The following is a 23950-nucleotide window of genomic DNA, read 5'->3' as shown; positions in this document are numbered from 1 at the left end:
GGCCGCGGGGGCGTTCGGCTAACTGCGGGAACGGCCTATTCGCTCAATATGTTCGGTTGAGATCGGAAATCAACCGTTTACGCAGGTAAAGTGCGTGGAGTCGCCTGGGCTTGGCAGAGGGGCGGCGAAATATATTAAGTTTGCTGCTCTACAGTCCTGCGCAAGACGGAAAGCACATTAAGTGCTTTCCTTTGCGTGCGGAACTCGCGACAAACTTAATATATTTCGCCGCCCCTCTGCCAAGCTCGGGAGACGACACGTTGATGTCTGCTTAACTCTGCTCGCTCAGCTAATTACTTTGTTGGGGATCCACAATTTGTTGCAAGGTGAACTTGCATTGGGGCGTATCGTCCTCTTCTCGCGTATCGTCAAAATCGAAGACCATGATGGCGCAGTTGGGGAGTTTTGCTGGGAGCTCGAAGCCCTCTGGGGCTGCAGCCTTGATGAATTGGCGACTGGCGCTGCCGTGGCTTACTGCTAGGAGGGTTTCTATGCCCTCGGCGCCCATGAGATTGGTGAGGGTGTCTACCATGCGCTCTTGCAGCGCGCGGCTTCCTTCTCCTCCGAAGGGGACCAGGTCCTCGCCCGGATCCCAGACGTCGGTGGGCAGCGCGTCGTGCGGGCCTTCCTCGAAGGTGCCGTAGCAGCGCTCGATGATGCCTTTGCAGGGCTCGGCTGCTGCGTCTGCGCCGAGGAGTTCGGTTGCGACGAGCTGAGCTGTGTCCATGGCTCGACCCAAAGGCGACGAGACTACTTTGTCGGGGACAACGCCGTGGGCCTTTAGCCATGCGGCTGCTGTCTGTGCCTGATGACGGCCCAGATCGGTGAGCGGTGAATCGCAGCGACCCTGGACGAGCTTTTTAACGTTGAATTCTGTCTGGCCGTGGCGGAGTAGATATAGACGCTTCATGCTCTCCCCTTCTATATAACTAGCTTTATCGGCGCGGCTCTACTCGTGGGTATGGCCTACATAGTCTTCGTCGATCGTGATCTTGGCAATCGACTTGGGATATTCGGATTCGACACGTTTCGCCAGCGCGTGCTTTAAGTCTTCGGCACTCATCTGCAGATCCGAGGGACGCACACAGTCAAAGATCACGTTGGTGTGCGTAGGACCCGGCACACAGCGCAGGTCGTGAATCGAAAGGCGGCTATCGATCTGTTGGGCCATGGCGTTAATGCGTAAACGCATGCTCGCCACCTTGGGATCGTCGGTCACGATGGGGTCGTAATGGAGCGTGACAATCATGCCGTCTTCGTCCCTAAACGCCTGCTCGATGTTATCGAGCGTGTCGTGACTTTCCAGCGGGCTGGCCTCGGCTGCCATCTCGGCGTGAGCGCTTGCGAACTTCCTGCCCGGGCCGTAGTCGTGAACCATCAGATCGTGAACGCCCAAAACGCCGGGGTAGCTCATGATCTTGTCTCGAATGTGCTCGACGAGCTTAGGATCGGGCGTCTGGCCCAAAAGCGGGCTCACCGTATCTTGGATAAGCTCAAAGCCGCTCCAGCCAATATAGGCGCCAACGGCAAGGCCGACCCACGCGTCAAGATTGATGTGCGTCACCTGCGAAACAATTGCGCACGCCAGCACGGCGCCCGTGGCAAGGACATCGTTCTTGGAATCTTGCGCGGTCGCATGCAGCGTCTCGGACTCAATGCGATCGCCGAGCTTTTGGTTGAGGGCCGCCATCCAGAGCTTTACGACCATCGAAAGCACTAGAACTGCCACCAGGGCAAGCGAGAACTCGACAGGTTCGGGGTGGATGACGCGCTCAACCGAGGACTTCACCAGCTCAACGCCAATCAGCAGCACGAGTGCCGCCACGACCAGACCCGAGAGATACTCGTAGCGACCGTGGCCGTAAGGATGCTCGGGGTCGGCCGGCTTGCTCGCCAGCTTAAAGCCCAGCACGCTCACGATATTCGAGCTGGCATCGGACAGGTTGTTCATGGCATCCGCCACAATCGAAACCGATCCCGAAACCACACCAATTGCACCCTTCGCAGCACAAAGCGCAACATTGGCGACAATACACACCATGCCAGCTAACGTGCCCACACGCGCACGATTGCCCTGTGCGCGCCTAACAATCCACTCGACCATCTACATCCGCCCCCACGGTACTACCTATATATCTATTGCTCAAACGGATTGTAGTGTAGCCACTTTGTCCTCAAGATACAAAAGGCCGCAGCCCACACGAGCCACGGCCTTGGAGTGCGACATGCGGGACTGCACCTTTGTCAATCGATTTATGCGCTTGCCTCGGCCACGCTCTTCGAGGTTTTGGGCGAATCGGCTCCGTCCCCCGTCGCCTGCCCCTTCGCCGGCACCACGCCAAAGCAGTAGCTCAGCGCCGCAGACACCGCAAATGCTGTGCCGCCGGCAAAGCAGCACCACAGCAGGTTCGAAAAACCACCTGTGGCAAAGCCAATGACCATGAGGACATTCGTCATGCCGATGGTATAGGCCGTAACGTGGCCCACGGCAGCAACAAGGCCTCCGACAGCGCCGCCAATGGCCATGCACGTCAGGCACCTGCCATATTTAAAGCCGCAACCGTACAGCGCCGGCTCGCTTACGCCGCCAAGAACACCCGAGATTGAATAGCCCAGCATGAGCGCCTTCTCGTCCTTATCCGCAACGCGGAGCGACGCACCAAAGGGCATGCCCCAAACGGCAAACGTTGCCATCGTCGCGGCGATCAGGATGCACGAATCCGTTCCCATACTCATAAACTGCGCGTAGGCGAGCGATAGGACAACGTTGCTGACGCCCGCGATCTTAAGGAACTCCCAGCCCGCGGCAAGCCCCATGAGCGTGAGCAGCGACACGATGCCACCGGAATTGCCAAGCATAAACATAAGCTTGCCCAGCAACATTCCCAGATAGCTGCCCGCCGGCGCCGTGATACACAGGGATACCGGAACCATGACGAGCATGGTTGCAAACGGAACGAACGAAAACGCCACGGCCTGGGGGATAACGCGCTTAAAGAAACACTCCACTCGCCATAGCACGGGCACCGAGATGAGAACCGGAATAACGGTCGTCGTGTAATCGTTGACCGGCGCGGGAAGCAGGCCATACACGGAAGTCATCGATGCCCCCGTCGTCGGTGCGGCATCGACGAGCTTAAGCAAATCGGGCGCAATCAATACGCCACCCAGCATCATGCCCAGCTGCTCCGAGCAACCGAGCTGGCGAGCGGCCGCCCAACCAAGATAAATGGGCAAAAAGTAGTAGCCGGCGTTATAGAGCCAACTGTAGAACAGGCGATAGATTTCGGAATCGGCAGACCACAGGCCCAGCATGCCTTCGCCCATAATGACGGCGACGGTGCGGAACAACGCCGCGCAGACAATAAACGGCAGCGCCGACATCATGCTTTTGGACAGATAGTCCACCACGGCCATGGCGTTTGATGAAACCGTCGTTGTAAACGAGGTGTTAGAAACTTGTGACATGGAACGCCTTTCTCAATGTGACATGCGGACTGACCCTTTGTCACATCGTGCGGTACTGACCGATTGCGCGGTACTTTTCGTAGCGGAGGTTTGTGAGGGTCGCGTCGTCGAGCCGCCCAAGCGTATCGAAGGCAGCAAATGCCGAGGACATGACGGCGCCGGCGATCTCCTCATGCGACAGGCCCCTATCGTCGACAACGTCGTCGATGATGCCGAGCGCCAACAGATCGGGGGCTGTGAGCTTAAGCGCCTCGGCGGCCTCATTCGCGCGCTCGGTATCCTTCCACAGGATCGACGCACAGGCCTCGGGGCTCACGACCGAATAGGCCGAGCTCGAGAGCATCAGGATGCGGTCGGCCACGGATAGCGCCAGCGCGCCACCAGAGCCGCCCTCGCCTGTCACCACCGAGACAATCGGCGTCTTAAGGCCGCTCATCTCCACGAGATTCTGGGCAATCGCCTCGCCCTGACCGCGCTCCTCGGCACCGATGCCGCAAAACGCGCCCGAAGTATCGACCAGGCACAGAACCGGTCGACCAAACTTTTCGGCCTGGCGCATAAGGCGACGCGCTTTGCGGTAGCCCTCGGGATGCGCCATGCCAAAGTTGCGGCGCATACGCTCTTTGGTCGTGGTGCCGCGCTCGATGGCGATGACCGTTACGGGGCGTCCGTCTTTCCAGCCAATGCCAGCCACCACAGCGGCGTCGTCGCCAAAGTAACGGTCGCCGTGCAGCTCCACAAATCCATCCAGGCCCAGCGAGATCATCTCACCCGCCGTGGCGCGATCTGCCGAGCGGGTCTGCTTGACAATCTCGAGCGCGGTTTTTGGTGCCGGCGAGCGCTTAAACAAGTGTCCCAGCTTTTTGCCGCGGCGACCCGCATGCACGATCTCATGCGGTGCCCCCAGGCTGGGCGCATGCCCTTCGTGCAGCGCCAACAGCTCGCCTACCGTGAGCGCAATCTCGCCACGCGGAACAACGGCATCGCAAAAGCCGTGCTCCAGCAAAAACTCGGAGCGCTGGAATCCCTTGGGCAGGCGCTTGTGCATGTTCTGCTCGATCACGCGCGGGCCGGCAAATGCCGTTAGGGCATCGGGCTCGGCCAGGATAATGTCGCCCTCCATGGCAAAGCTCGCGGTTACGCCTCCGGTCGTGGGGTCGGTGAGCACCGTAATATACAGGCCGCCCGCCTCGCTGTGGCGCCTAACCGCCGCAGAAATCTTGGCCATCTGCATAAGCGAGGTCACGCCCTCCTGCATGCGCGCACCGCCCGAAACGGTAAAGCCGACAACTGGCAATCCCAGCTCGGTCGCACGCTCAAATGCGCGACAGATCTTCTCGCCCACCACGGAGCCCATCGAGCCCATCATAAAGTTGGCGTCCATAAAGAAGAGCGCGGTATCGCAACCGCAGATTTTGCCCCTGCCGCACACAACGGCATCGCGCTCGCCCGAACGCTCGCTCACGCTCTTGAGCTTGTCGGCATAGCCGGGAAACGAGAGGAAGTCCTCCGACGCCAGATTGGCATCCCATTCCTCAAACATGCCCTCGTCGACCGTCATGCGCATGCGCGCGCGACCGCTCACGCGAAAGTGTTTGCCGCAACGAGGGCAGACCTCGAGGTTGTCGTGCAGGCGTGCCTCATCGATCACACGGCGGCACTCCGGGCACTTGACAAACACGTGGCGCGCGGGAAACTCGGCGCACGACTCGGTTATCGGACCCTCGAGGACATTGACCGTCTTCGCTTTTCTATTCATCAGCATAGAGATGCCCCATCAGATCGGTGTGATACATGCCCGACAAGAACTCGTCGTTTGCCAGCACGTCGAGCTGAAGCTCGCTGTTTTCACTCACGCCCTCAATCACGAGCTCGCCCAGGGCCGAGCGCATCTTGCGAATGGCGCCGTCACGCGTGGGCGCACACACGATGAGCTTGCCGAGCATGGAGTCGTAGTACGGCGGAACTGTCGCACCGGTAAACATGGCGGAATCCCAGCGCACGCGCGGACCACCCGGCACACGCAACGCGGTGACCGTTCCACATGACGGCAGAAAGTCCGGCGTTTCGGCATTGATGCGGCACTCCATGGCGTGGTTGCGGACCGGCATGTCCTCCTGCTCAAAGGGCAGAGGTTGGCCGGCTGCCACGCGCAGCTGCCACTTGACCAAGTCGGTATCGGTCACAAACTCCGTAACCGGATGCTCCACCTGCAAGCGCGTGTTCATTTCCATAAAGTAGAAATTGCCGTCGTCCGAATACAGGAACTCGATGGTACCGGCTCCTTCGTAGCCGACGGCACGAGCCAGGTCACGCGCCGCCTTGTGCATGCGAGCACGAATGTCGTCGTGTCCGTCGAGGCACGGCGCGGGGCTCTCCTCGATCAGCTTTTGGTTGCGGCGCTGCACCGAGCACTCACGCTCGCCAAGCGAAAACACATGGCCCTGCTTATCGGCCATAATCTGCACCTCAACGTGGTGCGCCGGCGCGACAAACTTCTCCATGTAGCACTCGCCGTCGCCAAAAACGGCCTCGCCCTCGGCGCGCGCCTCGATAAACGCCTTTGCCGCATCTTCCACGCGCTCGACCTTGCGAATGCCGCGACCGCCACCACCGGCACGCGCCTTAATAAGCACGGGGCAGCCAATGCGTTCGGCCTCGGCCGTTGCCTCCTCGGGGCTTTTGAGCAAATCGCAGCCCGGAACGATGGGCACGCCCGCCGCGGCAGCCGTTCGACGTGCGGCGTCCTTGTCGCCCATGCTGTCGATTACCTCGGCCGAAGGACCGACAAACGCCAGACCATACTTGTCGCAGTCGCGCACGAAGCTCGCCTTCTCGGAAAAGAAACCATAGCCGGGATGAATTGCCTTTGCCCCCGACTTCACGGCACAGGTGAGCACGGCATCGTCGTTGAGGTAGCTCTCGGAAAGACGCGGGCCGCCGATGCAATATGCCTCGTCGGCAAGCTGCACGTGCAGCGCGTCCGCATCGGCCGTGGAATAAACGGCGACGGTCTTGATGCCCATATCGCGGCACGCGCGGATAACACGGACCGCGACTTCGCCGCGGTTGGCGATGAGCACTTTGTCGAACATGAAGCCTTCCTTAACTTTCGTGCATGAGTGCAAAAGACATATCGGCGCGGCAGCAAACCTCACCGTTGATGCTCGCAGTACCCGTCGCAAAGCGGAACGGCCCGCGCGCACGCGTGATGGAGCACACCAGATCAACCGTGTCGCCCGGGCGCACCGGACGCTTAAAGCGCACCTTATCGAGGCTCGTATAGAACGGCGTCGCGCCGCGCGCCTCCTCATCGCCCATCAGCAGCACGCAGCAGTTCTGGGCGAGCATCTCGCACTGAATCACGCCGGGGACGACCGGGTTTCCCGGAAAATGCCCCTGCAAAAAGTACTCGTCGCCCGTAATCGTGATCTTGCCGTGGGCCTCGTCGCCCACTAGCTCGGCTTCGTCGAGCAAAAGCATCGGCTCACGATGCGGCAACAGCTTCTTGAGCTCTTCTTTGTTCATGGATATCACCTATCCGATCCTCATGAGGCAGCTGCCAAACTCCACGAGGTCGCCGTCGGCCACGCAGATCTCGAGCACCTCGCCGTCTGCCTCGGCCGTCACCTCGTTGAGAACCTTCATGGCCTCGATGATGCAGAGGGTCTCACCGGCCTTGACCTTGGAGCCCACGTGCACAAACGGCTCGTCGCCCGGCGCCGGGGCAGCATAGAAAACGCCGACCATGGGAGCGGTCACCTCGGTGCCCTTGGGCTCCGGTGCGGCGACAGGCGCCTGCGCGGCGGGCTCCGGTGCGGCAGCAGGCATGGCGACAGGAGCCACCGCCGGAGCAGTCACGGCACCCGGCATAGGCATGGGCACGGCAACCGGCTGTGCGGCGCTCGCGCGCTCGAGCTCGACCGCGGTGCCATCGGGCTCCTCAACGCGCACGCGCGTGAGGCCGCGGTCCTCCATAACATCGGCTATCTCGGCAAGTCTTTTGGAATCCATGCTCTAGCTCCTTGCATATCTACGCAGCGCGATGGCGGCATTGTGTCCGCCAAAGCCCAGATTGGTCGAAAGCGCCCAGGTAAGGTCGGCGCGAACCGCGCGATTGGGCGTGTAGTCAAGATCGCAGGCGGGATCGGGTGTGTGGTAGTTAATGGTCGGCGGCACCACGCCCTGCTCGAGCGCCATGGCACAGGCCATGACCTCGATGGCACCCGTGGCACCGATCATATGGCCGGTCATCGACTTGGTCGACGAGACGTGCGCGGCTCGTGCCGCGTCCTCGCCGAGCGCTCGCTTGATGCCCGCCGTCTCGGACGAATCGTTGAGCTTGGTCGAGGTGCCGTGGGCATTGATGTAGAGACCCTCGGAAGGCTTGACGTCACCCTCGGCAACCGCCAGCGATATCGCGCGGGCAATGCCGGCAGCCTCGGGATCGGGGCTCGTGATGTGATAGGCATCATCGGTGTTGCCGTAGCCCACGACCTCGGCATAAATGTGCGCCCCGCGAGCCAGCGCGTGTTCCATGCTCTCGAGTACCAGCACGCAGGCGCCCTCGCCCATCACAAAGCCGTCGCGATTCGCATCGAACGGACGGCATGCCGTCGACGGGTCAGGATTAGTGGTGAGTGCACGGCAGGACGTAAAGCCCGCAACGGCATCGGGAATGATTGCGGCCTCGGCGCCGCCAGCCAGGATTGCATCGGCATAGCCGTGCTTGATGGCGCGGAACGCCTCGCCCACGGCATGGGCCGAAGTCGCGCACGCAGTCACCACGGGCAGGGTCGGGCCTTTTGCCTTGTGGCGGATCGCGATATTGCCCGACGCCATATTGGGAATCATCATCGCAATCATATAGGGCGATGCGCGGCGAGGTCCCCGATCGGCGATCGTGTGGACGTTGTCGACGAGTGTCTGCATGCCGCCCACGCCCGAACCCACGTAGACGCCCAGGCGCTCGCGATCGATGGCGCCCTCGACATCAAAGCCCGCATCGTGCATGGCCTCGTCCGACGCTGCCAGGGCAAACTGAACGCAGGGGTCCAGGTGCTTGGCGTCACGCTTGCCAAAGTACTCGTTGCCGTCAAAACCCTTGACCTCGGCCGCCACCTTAACGGCAAACGCATCGGTATCGAAGTGCGTGATCGGGCCGATGCCGCACGTGCCGGCGCACATGGCCGCCCAGGTAGCAAGCGCCGTGTTACCGAGCGGCGATACGGCACCGATACCGGTGATTGCAACTCTCTGTTCCATCATGGTCTCCTCATTCAAGCCGTTGTTCGGCTCTGGTTTCTACATCGCCATTCCGCCGTCGACGCGCACGACCTCGCCCGTAATGTAGGCAGCCGCATCACTCGCCAAAAAGCGCACCACGCCGGCCACTTCCTCGGGGTGCGCCATGCGCTTTAGGGGAATCTGCTCCTCGGTTGCCGCGCGAACCTTATCCGATAGCTTTGCCGTCATATCGGTCTCGACAAACCCGGGGGCGACCGCGTTCACTCGTACGCCGCGTGGCGCAAGCTCGCGCGCCACCGCCTTGGTCAGACCGATGACGCCCGCCTTGGAGGCGGCGTAGTTGGCCTGCCCGGCATTGCCCATCAGGCCCACAACCGAGCTCATGTTGATGACGCAACCGCCGCGCTGGCGCATAAAGGTCTTGGTGAGCGCGCGCGTCGTGTTAAACGTTCCTTTAAGATTGACATCGAGCACGCGATCGAAGGCGTCATCGCCCATGCGCATGAGCAGGCCATCGCGGGTGATGCCAGCGTTGTTGACGAGCGCCCAAATGAAGCCAAAGTCGTTGAGGACCGCTTCCACGCACGCGTTGACGGCAGCGGGGTCGGCCACGTCACATTGATATGCGCGCGCCGTGGCGCCAGCCGCCTCACAGGCTTCGCACGTCTCGCGCGCCGCATCTGCGCTACCGGCATAGACGACGGCGATATCAAAGCCGTCCTCCGCCAGGCCCACGGCACAAGCGCGACCGATGCCGCGCGAGCCGCCCGTGACAAGCGCCACGTGACGTGAGTCGTTGCGCTCGAGCGCGCCGTTGTTCAAGTTGCCCATGTCATTCCTTTCGGGTTACAGCCCTGTGAACTATGCGAGTTCGTCGGCAATAGCTGCGACCTGCTCGGCCGTTTCGCACGAATACACGCGAACGTCGCTCAGCGTACGCTTGACCAGGCCCGACAGCGTTTTGCCGGGGCCGACCTCAATAAACGTGTCGATGCCTTGATCCTGCAGAGCATGCAGCGTGTCGACCCAGCGCACGGCATGACTCACCTGGTTGGCCAGCACCTCCGATGCCGCCTGCGGGTCGGCCGGATAAGGCGCCGCCGTCATATTTGCCATAACAGGAATGAGCAACGGGAACGGCGCGTGACCGGCCTCGATATATGCAGCAAGGCCACAGGTCGCCTCGGCCATATAGGGGCTATGGAATGCACCCGACACCGCGACCTTCATGGCCCGGCCACCAGCCTCTTTTACCAGGACGTCGAGGGTTTGCAACGCATCGGGCGCTCCGGCCACAACCGTCTGCTGGGGGCTGTTGTAGTTGACCGGCCAGCAGTCCTCGCCGGCCTGTTTTGCCAAGCCCTCGACCTGCGCCGCATCGAGCTTGATGACTGCGCGCATGCCGCCCGGATGGCGCTCAGCCGCCGTGGCCATAAGCGCCGCGCGCTCGCACACAAGCTCAAAGCCCGCTCGCGTATCGAACGCCCCCGCAAAGGTGAGTGCAGCGACCTCGCCCAGCGAGAATCCCGCACAAGCGGCAGGCACCACGCCGCGCTCGCGCAGGGCGACGGCGACAGCCAAGTCGTGCACGAACACGCAAGGCTGCGTGTTCTCGGTCTGCGAGAGCTCCTCCTTGGAGGCGCTCCGGCACTGCTCACTGGTTCCCGGACGCACCTCGTCGGCGATCGCAAACACCTCGGCAGCCGCCGGTGATGCTTCGATGAGGTCGACGCCCATCGCGGGATGCTGGGCACCCTGACCGGCAAACAGAAACGCTACGCTACCCATGCGGACGCACCCTTCAGGACATGCTCGGCGCCATCGACCAGATCGTCGACGATTTCGCGTGCGCTCTGGCGTTCGTTGACCATGCCGGCAATCTGTCCGCACAAATACGAACCCTCTTCGTAATTACCGTCCTTTGCGGCTTTACGAAGCGCGCCCGTGCCCATGGCCCCGAGCTCCTCGGGGCTTGCGCCCGCCGCCTCGTTCTTGGCATACGCGTTGGTAAAGGGGCTCTTGAGGGCGCGAACCGGATGTCCCGTCGAGCGACCGGTCGCACGCGTCGACGTGTCGCCCGCCTTGAGCACCAGCTCTTTGTACTGTTCGGATACGGTGCACTCGTTTGCGACCAGAAAGCGTGTTCCCACCTGGACGCCGGCAGCGCCGAGCATAAAGGCGGCCGCCACACCGCGGCCATCGGCGATGCCGCCAGCCGCAACCACGGGAATATCGACCGCATCGACAACCTGCGGCACCAGCGCCATCGTCGAGGTCTCGCCAATATGGCCGCCTGATTCGGTACCCTCGGCAACCACGGCAGTGGCTCCGCGACGCGCCACGAGACGCGCCAGCGCCACCGAAGCCACGACGGGAATAACCTTGATGCCCGCATCGCCCCAGGCCTTCATGTACTTGGTGGGATTGCCGGCGCCGGTCACCACAACGGGCACCCGCTCATCGATCACCACTTGTGCGACCTCGTCGACAAACGGGCTCATGAGCATAACGTTGACGCCAAAGGGCTTATCCGTCTTGGCGCGCAGCTCGTGAATCTGATCGCGCAGCCAGTTTGCGTCGGCATTCATGGCCGCGATAATGCCTAAGCCGCCCGCCTCGGACACGGCAGATGCCAGCGAGGCATCGGCAATCCAGGCCATGCCACCCTGGAACACGGGTTTTTCGATGCCGAGCAGATCGCAGAGAGGAGACTTGAGCATCACTACTTCTCCAATGCCGCCTCGACCGTATCGACGAACTCGCCGACCGTCTTGGGGTTCTCCTCGGTATCGAGCTCAATGCCAAACTCGTCCTCGACGGCGACGAGGATCTCGACGGTGCCCAGACTGTCGAGGCCAATCTCCTCGAGCGTGGACTCGGGCTTCATCTCGACGTCGTCAAGGCCAGCGGTCTCGCGGATAACGTCGCAAACGCGCTCGAAGGTCTTCTGATCTGCCATGGTAGTTCTCCTTTGTTTGTGCCCTAGGGGCGTTTTTATTTCCTATGTGCGACTACTTCCAACGAAGCAGATAGCCACCTATATCCAGGCCGGCGCCAAATCCAACGAGGGCGATGGTGTCGTCCTCATTCAGTGCGTCGGTACGTGCCAGCCGGTCAAGCGCAAAGGGAATGCAGGCGCTCGAAATGTTGCCGGTCTCGCGTAGCGTTCGAACCACGCGCTCGTCTGGCACGTCGAGACGCTTGACCGCCTGACTCAGGATTCGTTCGTTAGCCTGATGGAATACAAAATGATCGATGTCTTCGACCGAAATGCCCGCATCGCTCGCAAGCTTATGGACCGTGTCGCAGATGGCGTTGACGCCGAACTTGAACACGCGGCGACCATTCATGGACAGCACGCTCGCGCTATCTGCGGAGTCCTTAAACGGCGAGGTGCCGACCAGACCGGGAACGCGCAACGTCTCGACGTCGGGCGCCGTCGAAAGCTCAACGGCAAGGGGGTTGTCTCCCCCAGCCCCCATCACTGCAGCGCCCGCGCCGTCGCCAAAGAGCACGCACGTGGCGCGGTCTGACCAGTCAAGGGCGCGCGTCATCTGCTCGGAGGCAACGACAAGCACATGCTTGGCTCGTCCTCGAGCGATATAGCCCTCGGCGACATCGAGCGCAAATACGAAGCCGGCACAAGCCGCCGAAACGTCGAAGGCTGGACATGTGGCACCCAGGCGCTCAGCAACGGCGCACGCTTCGGCAGGAACGAGATGATCGCCCGTCGTCGTCGAGCAGACGATAAGATCCAGCTGGCTCGCATCGAGTCCGGACGCTTGGAGCGCTTGCTCGCTCGCTGCCACGGCAAGGTCGTCGAGTGACTCGGCGGTGCACACATGGCGGCTCTTGATCCCCGTACGGGTAAAAATCCACTCATCCGAGGTGTCCAGGAACTCGGACAGCTCGTCATTGGAAACACTGCGCTTAGGAAGCGCCGAGCCTGTTCCAAGAATCGTGAAACCCATCACTAACCTCCTTTGAGTTGTTGACGTGTTTACATCGACCAAGAGAGGATAGCGCATTTCAGTCGTTGTTGACGTGTTAACATTAAATTGTCCAAATGCGACAAAGGCTTCACATTGTGTCTACTTCTCGACACCATTGCGTTATTCACTTATTCATTAAGGAGGTAGCAGCCGTTATGGATGCCAAATTAACGATAGTCGACGTAACCGGATCGACCAACGATGACCTGCTCGAAGCAGGAAAACAGGGAGCGCCGCACGGCACAGGACTTGCCGCACGGGCTCAGACAGCAGGACGCGGCCGACGCGGCCATAAGTGGGATTCAACCGCTGGTAACTTGTTGCTCTCGATTGTCCTACGTCCACGTGTTGATCCAGCCAAGTACTCCGGTCTTGCCGCCGTCAGCGGCCTAGCGGTGCTCGAGGCGCTCGAAAAGCAGGGTCTTGCAAACAAGATTGGCCTCAAATGGCCCAACGACCTCGTCGCGCGAGGACGCAAGCTCGGCGGCATTCTGGTCGAGGCCGCACGCGATAACGAAGGCAAACCTTTCGCCGTCTGCGGCATTGGCGTCAATGTGAACTATGTGCCCTCGGAGGTTCCCGATGGCGGCCTGCCGGCAATCGGTCTCTCGGATCTCAACGAGAACGTTCCCGCCGTCGATGTGTTACTCAAAGAGGTCTATCACACCGTCGTAAACGCTGTGGACGCGTGGGCAGAGCTGCTCGACGCCATGAAAGAAAACACCGGACCGCTCGCGCCCGTCCACGGCGAATACGTCACTCACCTCAATTGGATCGGAGAGCACGTTATCGCCCGTTCCCCTGCCGGAGACGAGCTGGCACGCGGCATCTTTAAAACCGTCGATACCTTTGGTCGCGCATGTATCGAAACGGAAGGCGGCTCGCGATCCTTCCATTTTGAGGAGGCATCGCTGCGTCCCTTGAGCGAATAGGGCGCTGCAGCCACCTACTCGGCAGTATTACCCGGCAGTCCAAACCATTATTCAAAACAAAAGAGCCCCGCTACCAACATGGCAGCGGGGCTCTTTAAGCTATGAGCGATATCGCTTAGAGCTTGATGTCGATGTCGACGCCAGCGGGGAGGTCGAGACGCATGAGCGAATCAACGGTGCCCGAGGTGGGGTCGAGGATGTCGATGAGGCGCTTGTGGGTGCGCATCTCGAACTGCTCACGGGAGTCCTTGTTCACGTGCGGCGAGCGGATAACCGTGTACAGGTTACGCTCGGTGGGCAGGGGGACAGGACCGGAAACGCGAGCGCCGGTCTTCTGAGCGGTCTCGACGATGAGCTTCGCGGACTGATCGACGACCTCGTGATCATAGCCCTTGAGGCGAATGCGGATCTTCTGGGTAGCCAACTTAAACCTCCAAAGAGTGCGAGAGATGTTCTCGCGGATTACGTAACAGGGAGCTCGAACTTAGGCGTTCTTGCTCATGACCTCGTCCACGATGGACTTGGGCGCGGGCTCATAAGAGTCGAACTGCATCGTGTAGGATGCACGGCCCTGGGTCTGGGAGCGAAGGTCGGTAGCGTAACCGAACATCTCGCCCAGCGGCACCTTGGCACGGATGAGCTTGCTGTTCTTGCGATCCTCCATGCCCTCGATCTTGCCGCGGCGACCGGAGAGGTTGCCCATAACGTCGCCCATGTACTGCTCGGGGGTCTCGACCTCGACAGCCATGATCGGCTCGAGCAGCTGCGGGTCGGACTTCTTGAGAGCGTCCTTGATAGCCATGGAACCGGCGATCTTGAAGGCGGCCTCGGAGGAGTCGACCTCGTGGTAAGAACCGTCGAACAGGGTGACCTTGACGTCGAGGACCGGGAAGCCGGCGATAACACCGGTGTTCAGGGCCTCCTGGATGCCCTTGTCGATGGACGGGATGTACTCCTTGGGCACGACGCCGCCGACGATAGCGTTGACGAACTCGTAGCCGAAGCCCTCCTCCATCTTCTCGAGCTTGATGACGGCGTGACCGTACTGACCGCGACCACCGGACTGACGGACGAACTTGCCCTCAGCCTTCTCGACGTCGTGACCAGCGGTCTCGCGGTAGGCAACCTGGGGCTTACCAACGTTAGCGTCAACCTTGAACTCGCGGAGCAGACGGTCGACGATGATCTCGAGGTGCAGCTCGCCCATGCCGGCGATGATGGTCTGGCCGGTCTCGTGGTTGGTGGACACCTGGAAGGTCGGGTCCTCCTCGGCGAGCTTGGTCAGAGCCAGGGACATCTTGTCCTGCTCAGCCTTGGTCTTGGGCTCGATGGCAACGTCGATAACGGGCTTAGCGAACTCGATCTTCTCGAGGACGATCTCCTTACCCTCGGCGCACAGGGTGTCACCGGTGGTGGAGTTCTTAAAGCCGACGCAAGCGACGATGTCGCCGGCGGCAGCGTCGTCACGGTCGATACGCTCGGCAGCGTTCATCTCGAGGATGCGGCCGAGGCGCTCGCGCTGACCGTTGGAAGCGTTGACAACGTAGGAGCCGGACTCGGCGCGGCCGGAGTAAACGCGGACGTAGGTGAGCTTACCGACGAACGGGTCGGTCATGATCTTGAAGACCAGGCCGGAGAAGGGCTCGTCGAAGGAAGGATGACGCTGGATCTCCTCGCCGGTGTCCGGATCGGTACCGGTGACGGCCTCAACGTCAAGCGGGCTGGGCAGGTAGTCGACGACAGCGTCGAGCAGCTCCTGAACGCCCTTGTTCTTGTAGGCGGAACCCACGAAGACGAGGTTGAGCTCGTTGGCCAGAACGCCCTTGCGCAGAGCAGCCTTGAGCTCCTCGACGGTGAAGTCCTCCTCCATGAGGATCTTCTCCATGAGCTCGTCGTCAAAGCTGGCAGCAGCGTCGAGGAGCTCCTCGCGCTTGGTGGCAGCGATGTCGGCGAACTCAGCCGGGATCTCGTCCATCGGCTCGGGGTAGGTCATGCCCTTGTCGTCGGCCTTGAAGTCCCATGCGGTCATGGTGACGAGGTCGATGACGCCCCAGAAGTTGTCCTCGGCGCCCATCGGGACCTGAGCGGCCACAGCGTTGGCGTCGAGACGATCCTTCATGGTCTCGATAGCGTTGAAGAAGTCAGCGCCCACGCGGTCATACTTGTTGATGAAGGCGATGCGGGGGACGTTGAAGGTAGAAGCCTGACGCCAAACGGTCTCAGACTGGGGCTGAACGCCGGCAACGGCGTCGAAGACGGCGACAGCGCCATCGAGGACGCGCAGGCAGCGCTCGACCTCGGCGGTGAAGTCAACGTGGCCCGGGGTGTCGATGATCTGGATGCGGTAGTCCTTACCGTCCTTGTTCCAGAAGCAGGTGGTAGCAGCGGAGGTAATGGTTACGCCGCGCTCCTGCTCCTGAACCATCCAGTCCATGGTGGCAGCGCCCTCATGGACCTCACCGATCTTGTGGGTCTTACCGGTGTAGTAAAGAATACGCTCGGTCGTGGTGGTCTTACCGGCATCGATGTGAGCCATGATGCCGATGTTACGGGTATCGGAAAGCTTGTACTTAGGCTTAGCCATGTTAGTTCCTTACCTTAACTTACCAACGATAGTGAGAGAACGCGCGGTTGGCCTCGGCCATCTTGAAGACGTCCTCACGCTTCTTGACGGAAGCGCCCAGGCCGTTGGAAGCGTCGAGGATCTCGTTGGCGAGACGCTCGGCCATGGTCTTCTCCTTGCGAGCGCGGGAGAAGTTGACGATCCAGCGGATACCCAGAGCGGTGGAACGACGGGAGTTGACCTCCATCGGGACCTGATAGGTAGCGCCACCGACACGCTTGGGCTTGACCTCGAGCGTGGGCTTGACGTTGTCCATAGCCTTCTTGAAGGTAGCGAGAGCGTCGCCACCCTCGGACTTCTCGGCAACGATCTCGAAAGCGGTGTAAACGATGCGCTCAGCGGTGGCCTTCTTGCCGTCAAGAAGGACCTTGTTGATGAGCTGAGTCACCAGGCGGTTGTTGTAAACGGCGTCAGGCTGAACCTCACGACGATTAGCTGCTGCACGACGCGGCATGTGAAATCTCCTTAAGTGTCTACCGTGCGGCGCTTAGGCGGCACACGGCGAAAGTATCAAAACGTTATCTGGCTTATTTGGCCTTGGGGCGCTTAGCACCGTACTTGGAACGGGCCTGCATACGGTTCTGGACCGGAGCAGCGTCGTAGGCGCCACGGATGACGTGATAACGGACACCAGGGAGGTCACGGACACGACCGCCGCGGACGAGCACGATGGAGTGCTCCTGCAGGTTGTGGCCCTCACCCGGGATGTAGGCAGTAACTTCGATGCCGTTGACGAGGCGAACACGGGCAACCTTACGAAGAGCCGAGTTCGGCTTCTTGGGGCTCGTGGTGAAGACGCGGGTGCACACGCCGCGCTTCTGGGAGTTGTGCTGCAGAGCAGCGTTCTTGGACTTCTTGGGCACGGAACGACGGCCCTGGCGAACCAGCTGGTTAATAGTAGGCAAAGCGTACTCCTTCTCGAATGATTCCAGCTTTCTGTAAAGTGCAACGGCTTGAATCGAGGGGTCAGCATCCCCCTACGAAACACGCAGTTCGATAGGATACGTGGCGTTAGCTGTGCCGTCAACAGACCACGCCGCCGGGCGTATCCCAAAATTGGCACATTTCCGCAAAGCCTACACAAAAGGAATCTTCTTCTGTGCGCGGGGGCGGATCCCCGGCCCGGGCGGCCCAGGTTTTAAGTTTGCTGCTCTACAGTCCTGGCTCGCGCGGAGGCCACATTAAGTGGCCTCCGGCTCGTGCGGAACTCGCGACAAACTTAACCTCCGCGCCGCCCGGGCCGGGAATCCGACGTGCTCGGCGGGGCAACGTTCCCTTCCAAATAGGGACAGGTTTATTATGGTCGGTTTTATCTGGGGAAACGTCGCACTCCAGCGTTGATCTGCTCTCATCTGTCGCATGGAAATCGGCGGCGTCTTCGGAAGTATGTCGCTCGGTCTAACCGTCCATTTAATGCAAAATGGGCCGCCTCCCCTAGTAGGAAGCGGCCCCAAATCTTACGAATAGACGATGGTAAAGGGTACTTCTGTTTCGGTCTCTCCTGTTGACGTGCACCTCGTGCCCTCAAGCGTTACTGAGACCACTTGGTCGACATCAATCAACTTCGTTGGCACCCAGATGTTCTCTCCGCTATTGCGCGCATAAGAAAAATATAAGTTGAACACCCCTGCGTCGTCATCTTCGATAATCTGCTCCGATCCATCCTTGTAGCTGACGGTCAGCTTATTATCAACTGCTTCATAGCCCAAATCATCGATGTGCGTCTGGATGGAAAACGGACTGATCTCGAGAGACGAGTCACCGGAGCGGAGTTCCTTTGTATCGACGTACGCTCCAACGCTAAACTCGGGCGTCGATGCTTTAAACTGCCTCGCACTCTCACCTTCGCCCTCGGTCCACTGGATATTCCAGGTGACCGCATGTTGAAAACCTCGCTCGCGATCCATAGAGGCAAAGTACATCGTGCCATTAATGACCGTGTCGCTTGATGTGTCCTTATCAATTGTGCAGCGTGTGTCAGCCCATTCCTCGCCGAAGTTCATGCTGGGCGTGCCGATTCCTTGTTCTTCTTCACCATAGAGAACAAGTTCGCCAGTCTCTGCTGCCGGCTTGTAGTAGTTAACACCATTTGGATTGGACAACGTAAACGTCACGGCACCGCAACCGTTTTTATCGATAGCCATATCATGAATGTCGAGTGTATAGCCGTTGCCCTCGACGGACAGATTGACCTTCTGTACTGAACCCTCCAAGCTTTGGGGCGCGATACCATCACCAAACTCTCTGGTGTAGGTATATTTAGTCCCCGACGAGCCACCTTGAGTCCAGGTAATGGACTCTCCGTTTCCATGGTTTCCCCAGGCAGAGGCAAAATAACTGGAATTGACGACGGCGTAGGCGACTCCTCCGGTCGCCAGCACTCCGGCAAGACATCCGATTACGGCAACATAGAGAGGCTTCGCGTGGCCCTTTCGATGAAGCGGCTCACCCGCAGCGGTATTAAGGACGCGATCTGCAAGATTGCTATCGGCTTGGATGGACTCGAAGGCCCGCTTGATTTGATTGGATTTCACGGTCGCCCTCCTCTAGGATGAATTTGAGCTTCGATCGACCGCGAGCTAAACGCGTTCGAACGGTAGCGGCTGGCACATGCAGTAACTCGGCAATCTCTGAGGTCGAAAAGCCCAGATAGTAATAGAGCACGATGGGAACACGGAATCGCTCCGGAAGTCGCATAACGTCTGACAGGACCGCCTTGGTCTCATCCTGCGCCGCCGAAAGCGAATCGGCCAGGTTCTCAATATCCTCCACACGCCTCCATGGCTTTCGAAAGAGCGATTTGCATTCATTGATCGTGACCCGGATAAGCCAGCGACGAAGATGTTCCCGACTTTCAAAGTGTCCATCGCTTTTAAGCAACTTAAGAAAGACGTCTTGGGCAACATCGTCGGCATCGGCGCAATCGCGCAGGTACGTCAATGCGATCCGAAACACGACATCCCGGTGATCTTCGACCGCCTGTCTAAATGCTTGTTCTTCCATAATCACCTCCCGGTGACGTTAATGATTATCGATGAGGCCCTCACCATAGATACGCTCTGGCCGGACGAATTGTTTCAAATTCAAGCAGGAAAAACCTACCAAAATAAACCTGTCCCTTTTTGGCAGGTTTTCTTCAACAAAAAAGACCCGCTTCCCTGTTGGGAAGCGGGTCTTTGGAAGGGCGGTTAACGTACTTGGAAGTTACTCCTCGTCGTTGTCCTTGGCCTCTTCGGCGTCGTCGGTGTCCACGAGCTGGTTGAGCAGCTCGTCGAGGGAAGCCATGTCCTCGTTGATGGCACCGTTGGCGGGAGCCTTCTTGTCGTCGATCGGGGCGCCCAGGAGCTCCTCGTCGGCGTCGGCGTGATGCGTCGGCGCGGCAGAGGTGCCCAGCAGGATGTCGTCCGGACCGTCGGGGCTAAAGACCATCTGCAGCAGCTGCGAGAGGTCTTCCTCGTCGGCAACGTCATCGTTGTTCTCGAGGATGTAGAGCAGGTCGTGGGCCTCCAGGCCGTCACGGAGCTCCTCGATCGCCTTGGCACCGATACCATCAATGCGCAGCAGATCCTCCTCGGACTTGCCGACCAGGTCGCCGACCGTCTCGATGCCGACCTCGCTGAACTTGTTGGTCCAGCGCTGCGACACGCCCAGGTCGTCGAACAGGTACAGGCGAGCCTTCTCGGCGGAGATGGTGTGGCCGTTGCGGGTGAACGAACCGTCAGCACCACCGAACTCGTCATAGCCGGCCCAGTCGAGCTGCTGCGGGAGCTGCTCGTCCAGGTCCTTGAGCTCAACCGGAGCCCACTCAGGCAGCGATTTGGCGTTGGGCGAAGCCGGGCCGTCGATGTCCACGTAGCCATCGGCCGTGCGATACGTCAGCTTGGCGTTGGCGTACGGCTTGAGGCCGGTACCGGCCGGGATCTTCTTACCGACGATGACGTTGGACTTAAGGTCGAGCAGGTGGTCGACCTTGCCCTCGATGGCAGCCTCGGTAAGGACGCCGGCGGTACGGATGAACGAAGCGCTCGACAGCCAGGAGTCGATGTTGGACGCGACCTTGAGCGTACCCAGGATGACGGGCTCGGCCACAGGAGCCTGACCGCCCAGACGGGCAACGCGCTCGACCTCGTCGGCAAACTCGTAGCGGTCGACGTACTGACCGAGCAGGTACTTGGAATCGCCGGGGTTGGTGATCTGAACGCGACGCAGCATCTGACGTGCGAGCACCTCGATGTGCTTGTCGTTCAGGTCGACGCCCTGGCTGGTGTAGACGTCCTTGACGCTCTCGACGAAGGTGTGCATCGTCGACTCGATGTCGGTCAGCTTGCGCAGGTTGCGGAAGTTGACGAAGCCCTTGGTGATCTGATCGCCGGCGCGAACCTCGCAGCCGTCCTCGATCTCGGGCATAAAGCGCACCGAAGCGGGGACGCGACGCTCGTCGAGGACACGGGTGTGGTCCTCGGAGTCGGTGAGCGTCAGCACGTACTCGGACTTCTCGGGCTTAATCGAGAGGTGACCGGAGTACGGAGCCAGCTCGGCCTCGCGACCCAGAATCTTCTCGTTGACGTTGCCGACGATATCGAACATACGGCTGACCGTAGGCAGACCCTGCGTAATATCGTCGACGCCAGCGACGCCGCCGGAGTGAATGGTACGCATCGTAAGCTGCGTACCGGGCTCGCCGATGGACTGGGCGGCAATAATGCCGACGGCAGTGCCGATGGCGACCGGACGACGGGTGGAAAGATCCCAGCCGTAGCACTTCTGGCACACGCCGTACTTGGAGCGGCAGGTGAGCAGCGCGCGAAGCTTGACCTTCTTAAGGCCCGCATCGACCATCTTCTGGATGTCGGCGACCTTCTCGATGTAGCCGTCCTGCTCAAAGAGCACGGTGCCATCGGGAGCCACGACGTCCTCAATGAAGCAACGGCCGACGAGGTCGGTGTTGAGGTCGGTGGTGCCGGGGATGATGAGGTTGTAGGTGACGCCCTCGTGCGTACCGCAGTCCTCCTCGCGGACAATGACGTCCTGGGCCACGTCGACCAGACGACGGGTCAGATAACCAGAGTCCGAGGTGTGGGATGCGGTATCGACCAGGCCCTTACGGGCGCCGTAGGTCGAAATGAAGTACTCGAGCGGCAGCAGACCCTCGCGGAAGTTCGCCTTAATGGGAAGGTCGATCGTCTCGCCGGACATGTCTGCCATCAGGCCACGCATGCCACCGAGCTGACGCAGCTGGGTCTTAGAACCACGGGCGCCGGAGTCGGCCATCATGTAGAGCGGGTTCTCCTCGTCGAACATGTCGAGCATGAGCGCTGCAACCTTGTCGGTACAAGCGGTCCACTCGTTAACGACTTCGATGTGGCGCTCCGTCTCGTTGATGAAGCCCTCCTCGAAGTACTCGTTGATCTGGTCGACGTTGGCCTGGGCGCGGTCGAGCAGTTCCTGCTTCTCGGCAGGGATGAGAGCGTCCCACACCGAGATGGTGAGGCCGGCGCGGGTAGCGTAGTGGAAGCCGGAGTACTTGATGGCGTCGAGAATCGGGCCGACCTTGGCCTCGGGATAACGATCGCAGCAATCGGCAACCAGCTTGGCCACGTCGCCCTTGACCATCTTGTAGTTCATGAACTCATAGTCTTCGGGCAGGCACTGGCGGTTGAAGATGATGCGGCCGATAGAGGTCTCGAAGCGCGCGGTCTTGTTGCCGGTGACGTCGTAGTCGACAAACTCGTTCTTGCCGTTCTTGACGCGGAAGATACGGGTGCCGTCCTCGTTGATGACGTTGGCATCGGCAGCGGACACGCGGACCTGGATCTTGGCCTGCATGTCGACCTCGGAGCGGCAGTCATAGGCGTGCAGCGCGTCGTCGAAGCTCGAGAACACGTGGTTCTCGCCCGGCAGACCCTCGCGAACCTGGGTAAGGTAGTACACACCGATGATCATGTCCTGCGAGGGGATGTTGACCGGCTTGCCGGATGCCGGCGAGCGCAGGTTGTTCGCAGAGAGCATGAGCACGCGGGCCTCGGCCTGAGCCTGGCTGGACAGCGGCACGTGGACAGACATCTGGTCGCCGTCGAAGTCGGCGTTGAAGGGCGAGCAGACCAGCGGGTGCAGGTGGATAGCCTTGCCCTCGACCAGCACCGGCTCAAAGGCCTGGATGGACAGACGGTGCAGGGTCGGTGCACGGTTGAGCAGCACGACGCGGCCGTCGATGACCTCTTCGAGGATATCCCACACAAAGGTGGCACCGCGGTCGATAGCGCGCTTGGCGCCCTTGATGTTCTCGACCTTGCCAAGCTCGACCAGGCGCTTCATGACGAAGGGCTTGAAGAGCTCCAGCGCCATGGTCTTGGGCAGACCGCACTGGTGCAGCAGCAGCTTGGGGTCGGTAACGATTACCGAACGGCCAGAGTAGTCGACACGCTTACCCAGCAGGTTCTGACGGAAACGACCCTGCTTGCCCTTGAGGGCCTCGGCGAGCGACTTGAGCGGGCGACCGCCACGGCCAGAGACCGGGCGACCACGACGGCCGTTGTCGAACAGGGCGTCCACGGACTCCTGGAGCATGCGCTTCTCGTTGTTCACGATGATCGCAGGGGCGTCCAGGTCGAGCAGGCGCTTGAGTCGGTTGTTACGGTTGATCACGCGACGATACAGGTCGTTGAGGTCGGACGCGGCGAAGCGGCCGCCATCGAGCTGGACCATCGGGCGCAGATCGGGCGGAATGACCGGGATGACGTCCAGGATCATGTTCGCGGGGCTGTTGCCACCCTTCAGGAAGGCGTCAACGACCTCGAGGCGCTTAACGGCCTTCTCGCGCTTCTGCTTCTGGGAGTCCTCGTCGGCAATGATGGCCTTGAGCTTCTCGGCCTCGGAGGGGAGGTCGATGGCAGCGAGCAGGTCGCGGACGGCCTCGGCACCCATGCCACCCTTGAAGTACATGGAGTAGTAACGGGTCATCTCGCGGAACAGCGGCTCATCGGAAATGAGGTCGCGCTCGCTGAGCTTCATGAAGGCGTTGAAGGCATCCGTGCGGAGCTGCTTCTCGTCCTTGCACTCTTCCTCGATGTCGACGATGCCGGAGGCGATCTCCTCGGGGGTCAGCGGCTCCTCGTCGGAGAACTCGTCAAAGTTCTCGGGGTTGCCCTGCTCCTTGAGGGACTCGATCTGGCGAGCGCACTCGGCATCGATCTCTTCCAGATCGGCGGCGAGCTCCTCGCGCAGGTCGTCGGCGTCGGCCTCGCGAGCCTCGTAGTCGACCTCGGTGATGATGTAGCTGGCAAAGTACAGAACCTTCTCGAGGTCCTTGGACTTGATGTCGAGCATACGGCTCATCGGGAAGCTCGTGGGGCTCTTGAAGTACCAGATGTGGGACACGGGAGCGGCGAGCTCGATGTGGCCCATACGGTCGCGACGCACCTTGGCCGAGGTGACCTCGACGCCGCAGCGCTCGCAGACGATGCCCTTAAAGCGGATGCCCTTGTACTTGCCGCAGGAGCACTCCCAGTCCTTGGCGGGACCGAAGATCTTCTCGCAGAACAGGCCGTCCTTCTCGGGCTTGAGGGTACGGTAATTGATGGTCTCCGGCTTCTTGACCTCACCGTGCGACCAGGAACGGATCTGGTCGGCGGAGGCAAGGGAGATCTTTACCGAGTCAAAATCAGTAGCTTCGAAATCTGCCACAGTCA

22 protein-coding genes are annotated in these 23950 nt (G+C 60.5%); 2 read left to right on the top strand and 20 right to left on the bottom strand.

Annotated elements, in window-relative coordinates; genetic code table 11:
* Positions 1–289: 289 nt before the first annotated feature.
* The 13 genes from AB5Z20_RS02305 to AB5Z20_RS02245 all read right to left on the bottom strand — a co-directional run bounded on the left by AB5Z20_RS02305 (position 290) and on the right by AB5Z20_RS02245 (position 12686).
* Positions 290–910 carry a histidine phosphatase family protein gene (locus AB5Z20_RS02305; RefSeq protein WP_368156110.1) on the bottom strand — a complete coding sequence of 207 codons (621 nt, stop codon included), beginning with the start codon at positions 908–910 and terminating at the stop codon, positions 290–292.
* A 39-nt stretch (positions 911–949) separates the two neighbouring features.
* Positions 950–2104 (bottom strand): cation diffusion facilitator family transporter, encoded by a 1155-nt coding sequence (locus tag AB5Z20_RS02300; protein WP_368156109.1) that lies wholly within the window; start codon positions 2102–2104, stop codon positions 950–952.
* Between the two features lie 149 nt (positions 2105–2253).
* The gene (locus AB5Z20_RS02295) at positions 2254–3468 is read right to left on the bottom strand and encodes a PTS transporter subunit EIIC (protein WP_368156108.1); all 1215 of its coding nucleotides are present in this window, start codon (positions 3466–3468) and stop codon (positions 2254–2256) included.
* Positions 3469–3508: 40 nt separating this feature from the next.
* A complete protein-coding gene (gene accD, locus AB5Z20_RS02290) occupies positions 3509–5233 on the bottom strand; it encodes an acetyl-CoA carboxylase, carboxyltransferase subunit beta (RefSeq protein WP_368156107.1) in 1725 nt (574 codons plus the stop codon).
* Positions 5220–6563, bottom strand: coding sequence for an acetyl/propionyl/methylcrotonyl-CoA carboxylase subunit alpha (locus AB5Z20_RS02285; RefSeq protein ID WP_368156106.1), 1344 nt, complete (start codon positions 6561–6563; stop codon positions 5220–5222). The genes accD and AB5Z20_RS02285 overlap by 14 nt, the downstream gene beginning before the upstream one ends.
* A gap of 10 nt (positions 6564–6573) precedes the next feature.
* Positions 6574–6996 (bottom strand): 3-hydroxyacyl-ACP dehydratase FabZ, encoded by a 423-nt coding sequence (gene fabZ / locus AB5Z20_RS02280; RefSeq protein WP_368156105.1) that lies wholly within the window; start codon positions 6994–6996, stop codon positions 6574–6576.
* Positions 6997–7005: 9 nt separating this feature from the next.
* Positions 7006–7482 carry an acetyl-CoA carboxylase biotin carboxyl carrier protein gene (gene accB / locus AB5Z20_RS02275; RefSeq protein WP_368135049.1) on the bottom strand — a complete coding sequence of 159 codons (477 nt, stop codon included), beginning with the start codon at positions 7480–7482 and terminating at the stop codon, positions 7006–7008.
* Between the two features lie 3 nt (positions 7483–7485).
* Positions 7486–8733 carry a beta-ketoacyl-ACP synthase II gene (fabF, locus tag AB5Z20_RS02270; RefSeq protein ID WP_368156104.1) on the bottom strand — a complete coding sequence of 416 codons (1248 nt, stop codon included), beginning with the start codon at positions 8731–8733 and terminating at the stop codon, positions 7486–7488.
* Positions 8734–8772: 39 nt separating this feature from the next.
* Entirely contained in the window at positions 8773–9546 is a 774-nt protein-coding gene (gene fabG / locus AB5Z20_RS02265; RefSeq protein ID WP_368156103.1) for a 3-oxoacyl-[acyl-carrier-protein] reductase, read from the bottom strand.
* Between the two features lie 30 nt (positions 9547–9576).
* Positions 9577–10503: an ACP S-malonyltransferase gene (locus AB5Z20_RS02260; protein WP_368156102.1), complete on the bottom strand. Its 927-nt coding sequence runs from the start codon at positions 10501–10503 to the stop codon at positions 9577–9579.
* Entirely contained in the window at positions 10491–11435 is a 945-nt protein-coding gene (fabK, locus tag AB5Z20_RS02255) for an enoyl-[acyl-carrier-protein] reductase FabK (protein ID WP_368156101.1), read from the bottom strand. The genes AB5Z20_RS02260 and fabK overlap by 13 nt, the downstream gene beginning before the upstream one ends.
* A 2-nt stretch (positions 11436–11437) precedes the next feature.
* On the bottom strand, positions 11438–11674 hold the full coding sequence (locus tag AB5Z20_RS02250; RefSeq protein ID WP_055285196.1) for an acyl carrier protein: 237 nt from the start codon (positions 11672–11674) through the stop codon (positions 11438–11440).
* Positions 11675–11726: 52 nt separating this feature from the next.
* Positions 11727–12686 (bottom strand): 3-oxoacyl-ACP synthase III family protein, encoded by a 960-nt coding sequence (locus tag AB5Z20_RS02245; RefSeq protein WP_368156100.1) that lies wholly within the window; start codon positions 12684–12686, stop codon positions 11727–11729.
* Positions 12687–12862: 176 nt separating this feature from the next.
* Between AB5Z20_RS02245 and AB5Z20_RS02240 the strand changes: the two genes are divergently transcribed.
* Entirely contained in the window at positions 12863–13639 is a 777-nt protein-coding gene (locus tag AB5Z20_RS02240) for a biotin--[acetyl-CoA-carboxylase] ligase (protein WP_368156099.1), read from the top strand.
* Between the two features lie 115 nt (positions 13640–13754).
* Here AB5Z20_RS02240 and rpsJ read toward each other — a convergent pair whose 3' ends face one another.
* The 6 genes from rpsJ to AB5Z20_RS02210 form a co-directional block, all read right to left on the bottom strand.
* On the bottom strand, positions 13755–14063 hold the full coding sequence (gene rpsJ, locus AB5Z20_RS02235; protein ID WP_022094184.1) for a 30S ribosomal protein S10: 309 nt from the start codon (positions 14061–14063) through the stop codon (positions 13755–13757).
* A 60-nt stretch (positions 14064–14123) separates the two neighbouring features.
* Positions 14124–16223, bottom strand: coding sequence for an elongation factor G (gene fusA, locus AB5Z20_RS02230; RefSeq protein ID WP_117790123.1), 2100 nt, complete (start codon positions 16221–16223; stop codon positions 14124–14126).
* Positions 16224–16242: 19 nt separating this feature from the next.
* Positions 16243–16716, bottom strand: coding sequence for a 30S ribosomal protein S7 (rpsG, locus tag AB5Z20_RS02225; protein ID WP_006235013.1), 474 nt, complete (start codon positions 16714–16716; stop codon positions 16243–16245).
* A 73-nt stretch (positions 16717–16789) separates the two neighbouring features.
* Positions 16790–17167 carry a 30S ribosomal protein S12 gene (rpsL, locus tag AB5Z20_RS02220; protein ID WP_006235012.1) on the bottom strand — a complete coding sequence of 126 codons (378 nt, stop codon included), beginning with the start codon at positions 17165–17167 and terminating at the stop codon, positions 16790–16792.
* Positions 17168–17719: 552 nt separating this feature from the next.
* On the bottom strand, positions 17720–18796 hold the full coding sequence (locus tag AB5Z20_RS02215) for a DUF4179 domain-containing protein (RefSeq protein ID WP_368156098.1): 1077 nt from the start codon (positions 18794–18796) through the stop codon (positions 17720–17722).
* A complete protein-coding gene (locus AB5Z20_RS02210; RefSeq protein ID WP_368156097.1) occupies positions 18747–19265 on the bottom strand; it encodes an RNA polymerase sigma factor in 519 nt (172 codons plus the stop codon). Before AB5Z20_RS02210 ends, AB5Z20_RS02215 begins: the two co-directional genes overlap by 50 nt.
* On the opposite strand from AB5Z20_RS02210, the gene AB5Z20_RS02205 reads away from it, so the two are divergent.
* A complete protein-coding gene (locus tag AB5Z20_RS02205; protein WP_368156111.1) occupies positions 19158–19454 on the top strand; it encodes a hypothetical protein in 297 nt (98 codons plus the stop codon). The two genes, AB5Z20_RS02210 and AB5Z20_RS02205, sit on opposite strands and share 108 nt — an antisense overlap.
* A gap of 12 nt (positions 19455–19466) precedes the next feature.
* Here the strand turns inward: AB5Z20_RS02205 and AB5Z20_RS02200 are convergent, their stop codons facing one another.
* Positions 19467–23945, bottom strand: coding sequence for a DNA-directed RNA polymerase subunit beta' (locus AB5Z20_RS02200; protein ID WP_175406066.1), 4479 nt, complete (start codon positions 23943–23945; stop codon positions 19467–19469).
* Positions 23946–23950 lie beyond the last annotated feature (5 nt).

Source organism: Collinsella aerofaciens (assembly GCF_040910245.1).
Lineage (GTDB): Bacteria > Actinomycetota > Coriobacteriia > Coriobacteriales > Coriobacteriaceae > Collinsella.
Note: the sequence above shows the minus strand (reverse complement) of the source record. Positions and strands in the feature narration are given on the sequence as shown.

What these genes read in the sequence shown, in the direction of transcription:
- fusA (WP_117790123.1), bottom strand. Translation starts at nt 16,223, where the DNA reads ATGGCTAAGCCTAAGTACAAGCTTTCCGATACCCGTAACATCGGCATC.
- accD (WP_368156107.1), bottom strand. Translation starts at nt 5,233, where the DNA reads ATGCTGATGAATAGAAAAGCGAAGACGGTCAATGTCCTCGAGGGTCCG.
- AB5Z20_RS02210 (WP_368156097.1), bottom strand. Translation starts at nt 19,265, where the DNA reads ATGGAAGAACAAGCATTTAGACAGGCGGTCGAAGATCACCGGGATGTC.
- AB5Z20_RS02250 (WP_055285196.1), bottom strand. Translation starts at nt 11,674, where the DNA reads ATGGCAGATCAGAAGACCTTCGAGCGCGTTTGCGACGTTATCCGCGAG.
- fabK (WP_368156101.1), bottom strand. Translation starts at nt 11,435, where the DNA reads ATGCTCAAGTCTCCTCTCTGCGATCTGCTCGGCATCGAAAAACCCGTG.
- AB5Z20_RS02305 (WP_368156110.1), bottom strand. Translation starts at nt 910, where the DNA reads ATGAAGCGTCTATATCTACTCCGCCACGGCCAGACAGAATTCAACGTT.
- AB5Z20_RS02260 (WP_368156102.1), bottom strand. Translation starts at nt 10,503, where the DNA reads ATGGGTAGCGTAGCGTTTCTGTTTGCCGGTCAGGGTGCCCAGCATCCC.
- fabG (WP_368156103.1), bottom strand. Translation starts at nt 9,546, where the DNA reads ATGGGCAACTTGAACAACGGCGCGCTCGAGCGCAACGACTCACGTCAC.
- fabZ (WP_368156105.1), bottom strand. Translation starts at nt 6,996, where the DNA reads ATGAACAAAGAAGAGCTCAAGAAGCTGTTGCCGCATCGTGAGCCGATG.
- rpsG (WP_006235013.1), bottom strand. Translation starts at nt 16,716, where the DNA reads ATGCCGCGTCGTGCAGCAGCTAATCGTCGTGAGGTTCAGCCTGACGCC.
- fabF (WP_368156104.1), bottom strand. Translation starts at nt 8,733, where the DNA reads ATGGAACAGAGAGTTGCAATCACCGGTATCGGTGCCGTATCGCCGCTC.
- AB5Z20_RS02295 (WP_368156108.1), bottom strand. Translation starts at nt 3,468, where the DNA reads ATGTCACAAGTTTCTAACACCTCGTTTACAACGACGGTTTCATCAAAC.
- accB (WP_368135049.1), bottom strand. Translation starts at nt 7,482, where the DNA reads ATGGATTCCAAAAGACTTGCCGAGATAGCCGATGTTATGGAGGACCGC.
- AB5Z20_RS02300 (WP_368156109.1), bottom strand. Translation starts at nt 2,104, where the DNA reads ATGGTCGAGTGGATTGTTAGGCGCGCACAGGGCAATCGTGCGCGTGTG.
- AB5Z20_RS02285 (WP_368156106.1), bottom strand. Translation starts at nt 6,563, where the DNA reads ATGTTCGACAAAGTGCTCATCGCCAACCGCGGCGAAGTCGCGGTCCGT.
- AB5Z20_RS02240 (WP_368156099.1), top strand. Translation starts at nt 12,863, where the DNA reads ATGGATGCCAAATTAACGATAGTCGACGTAACCGGATCGACCAACGAT.
- AB5Z20_RS02245 (WP_368156100.1), bottom strand. Translation starts at nt 12,686, where the DNA reads ATGGGTTTCACGATTCTTGGAACAGGCTCGGCGCTTCCTAAGCGCAGT.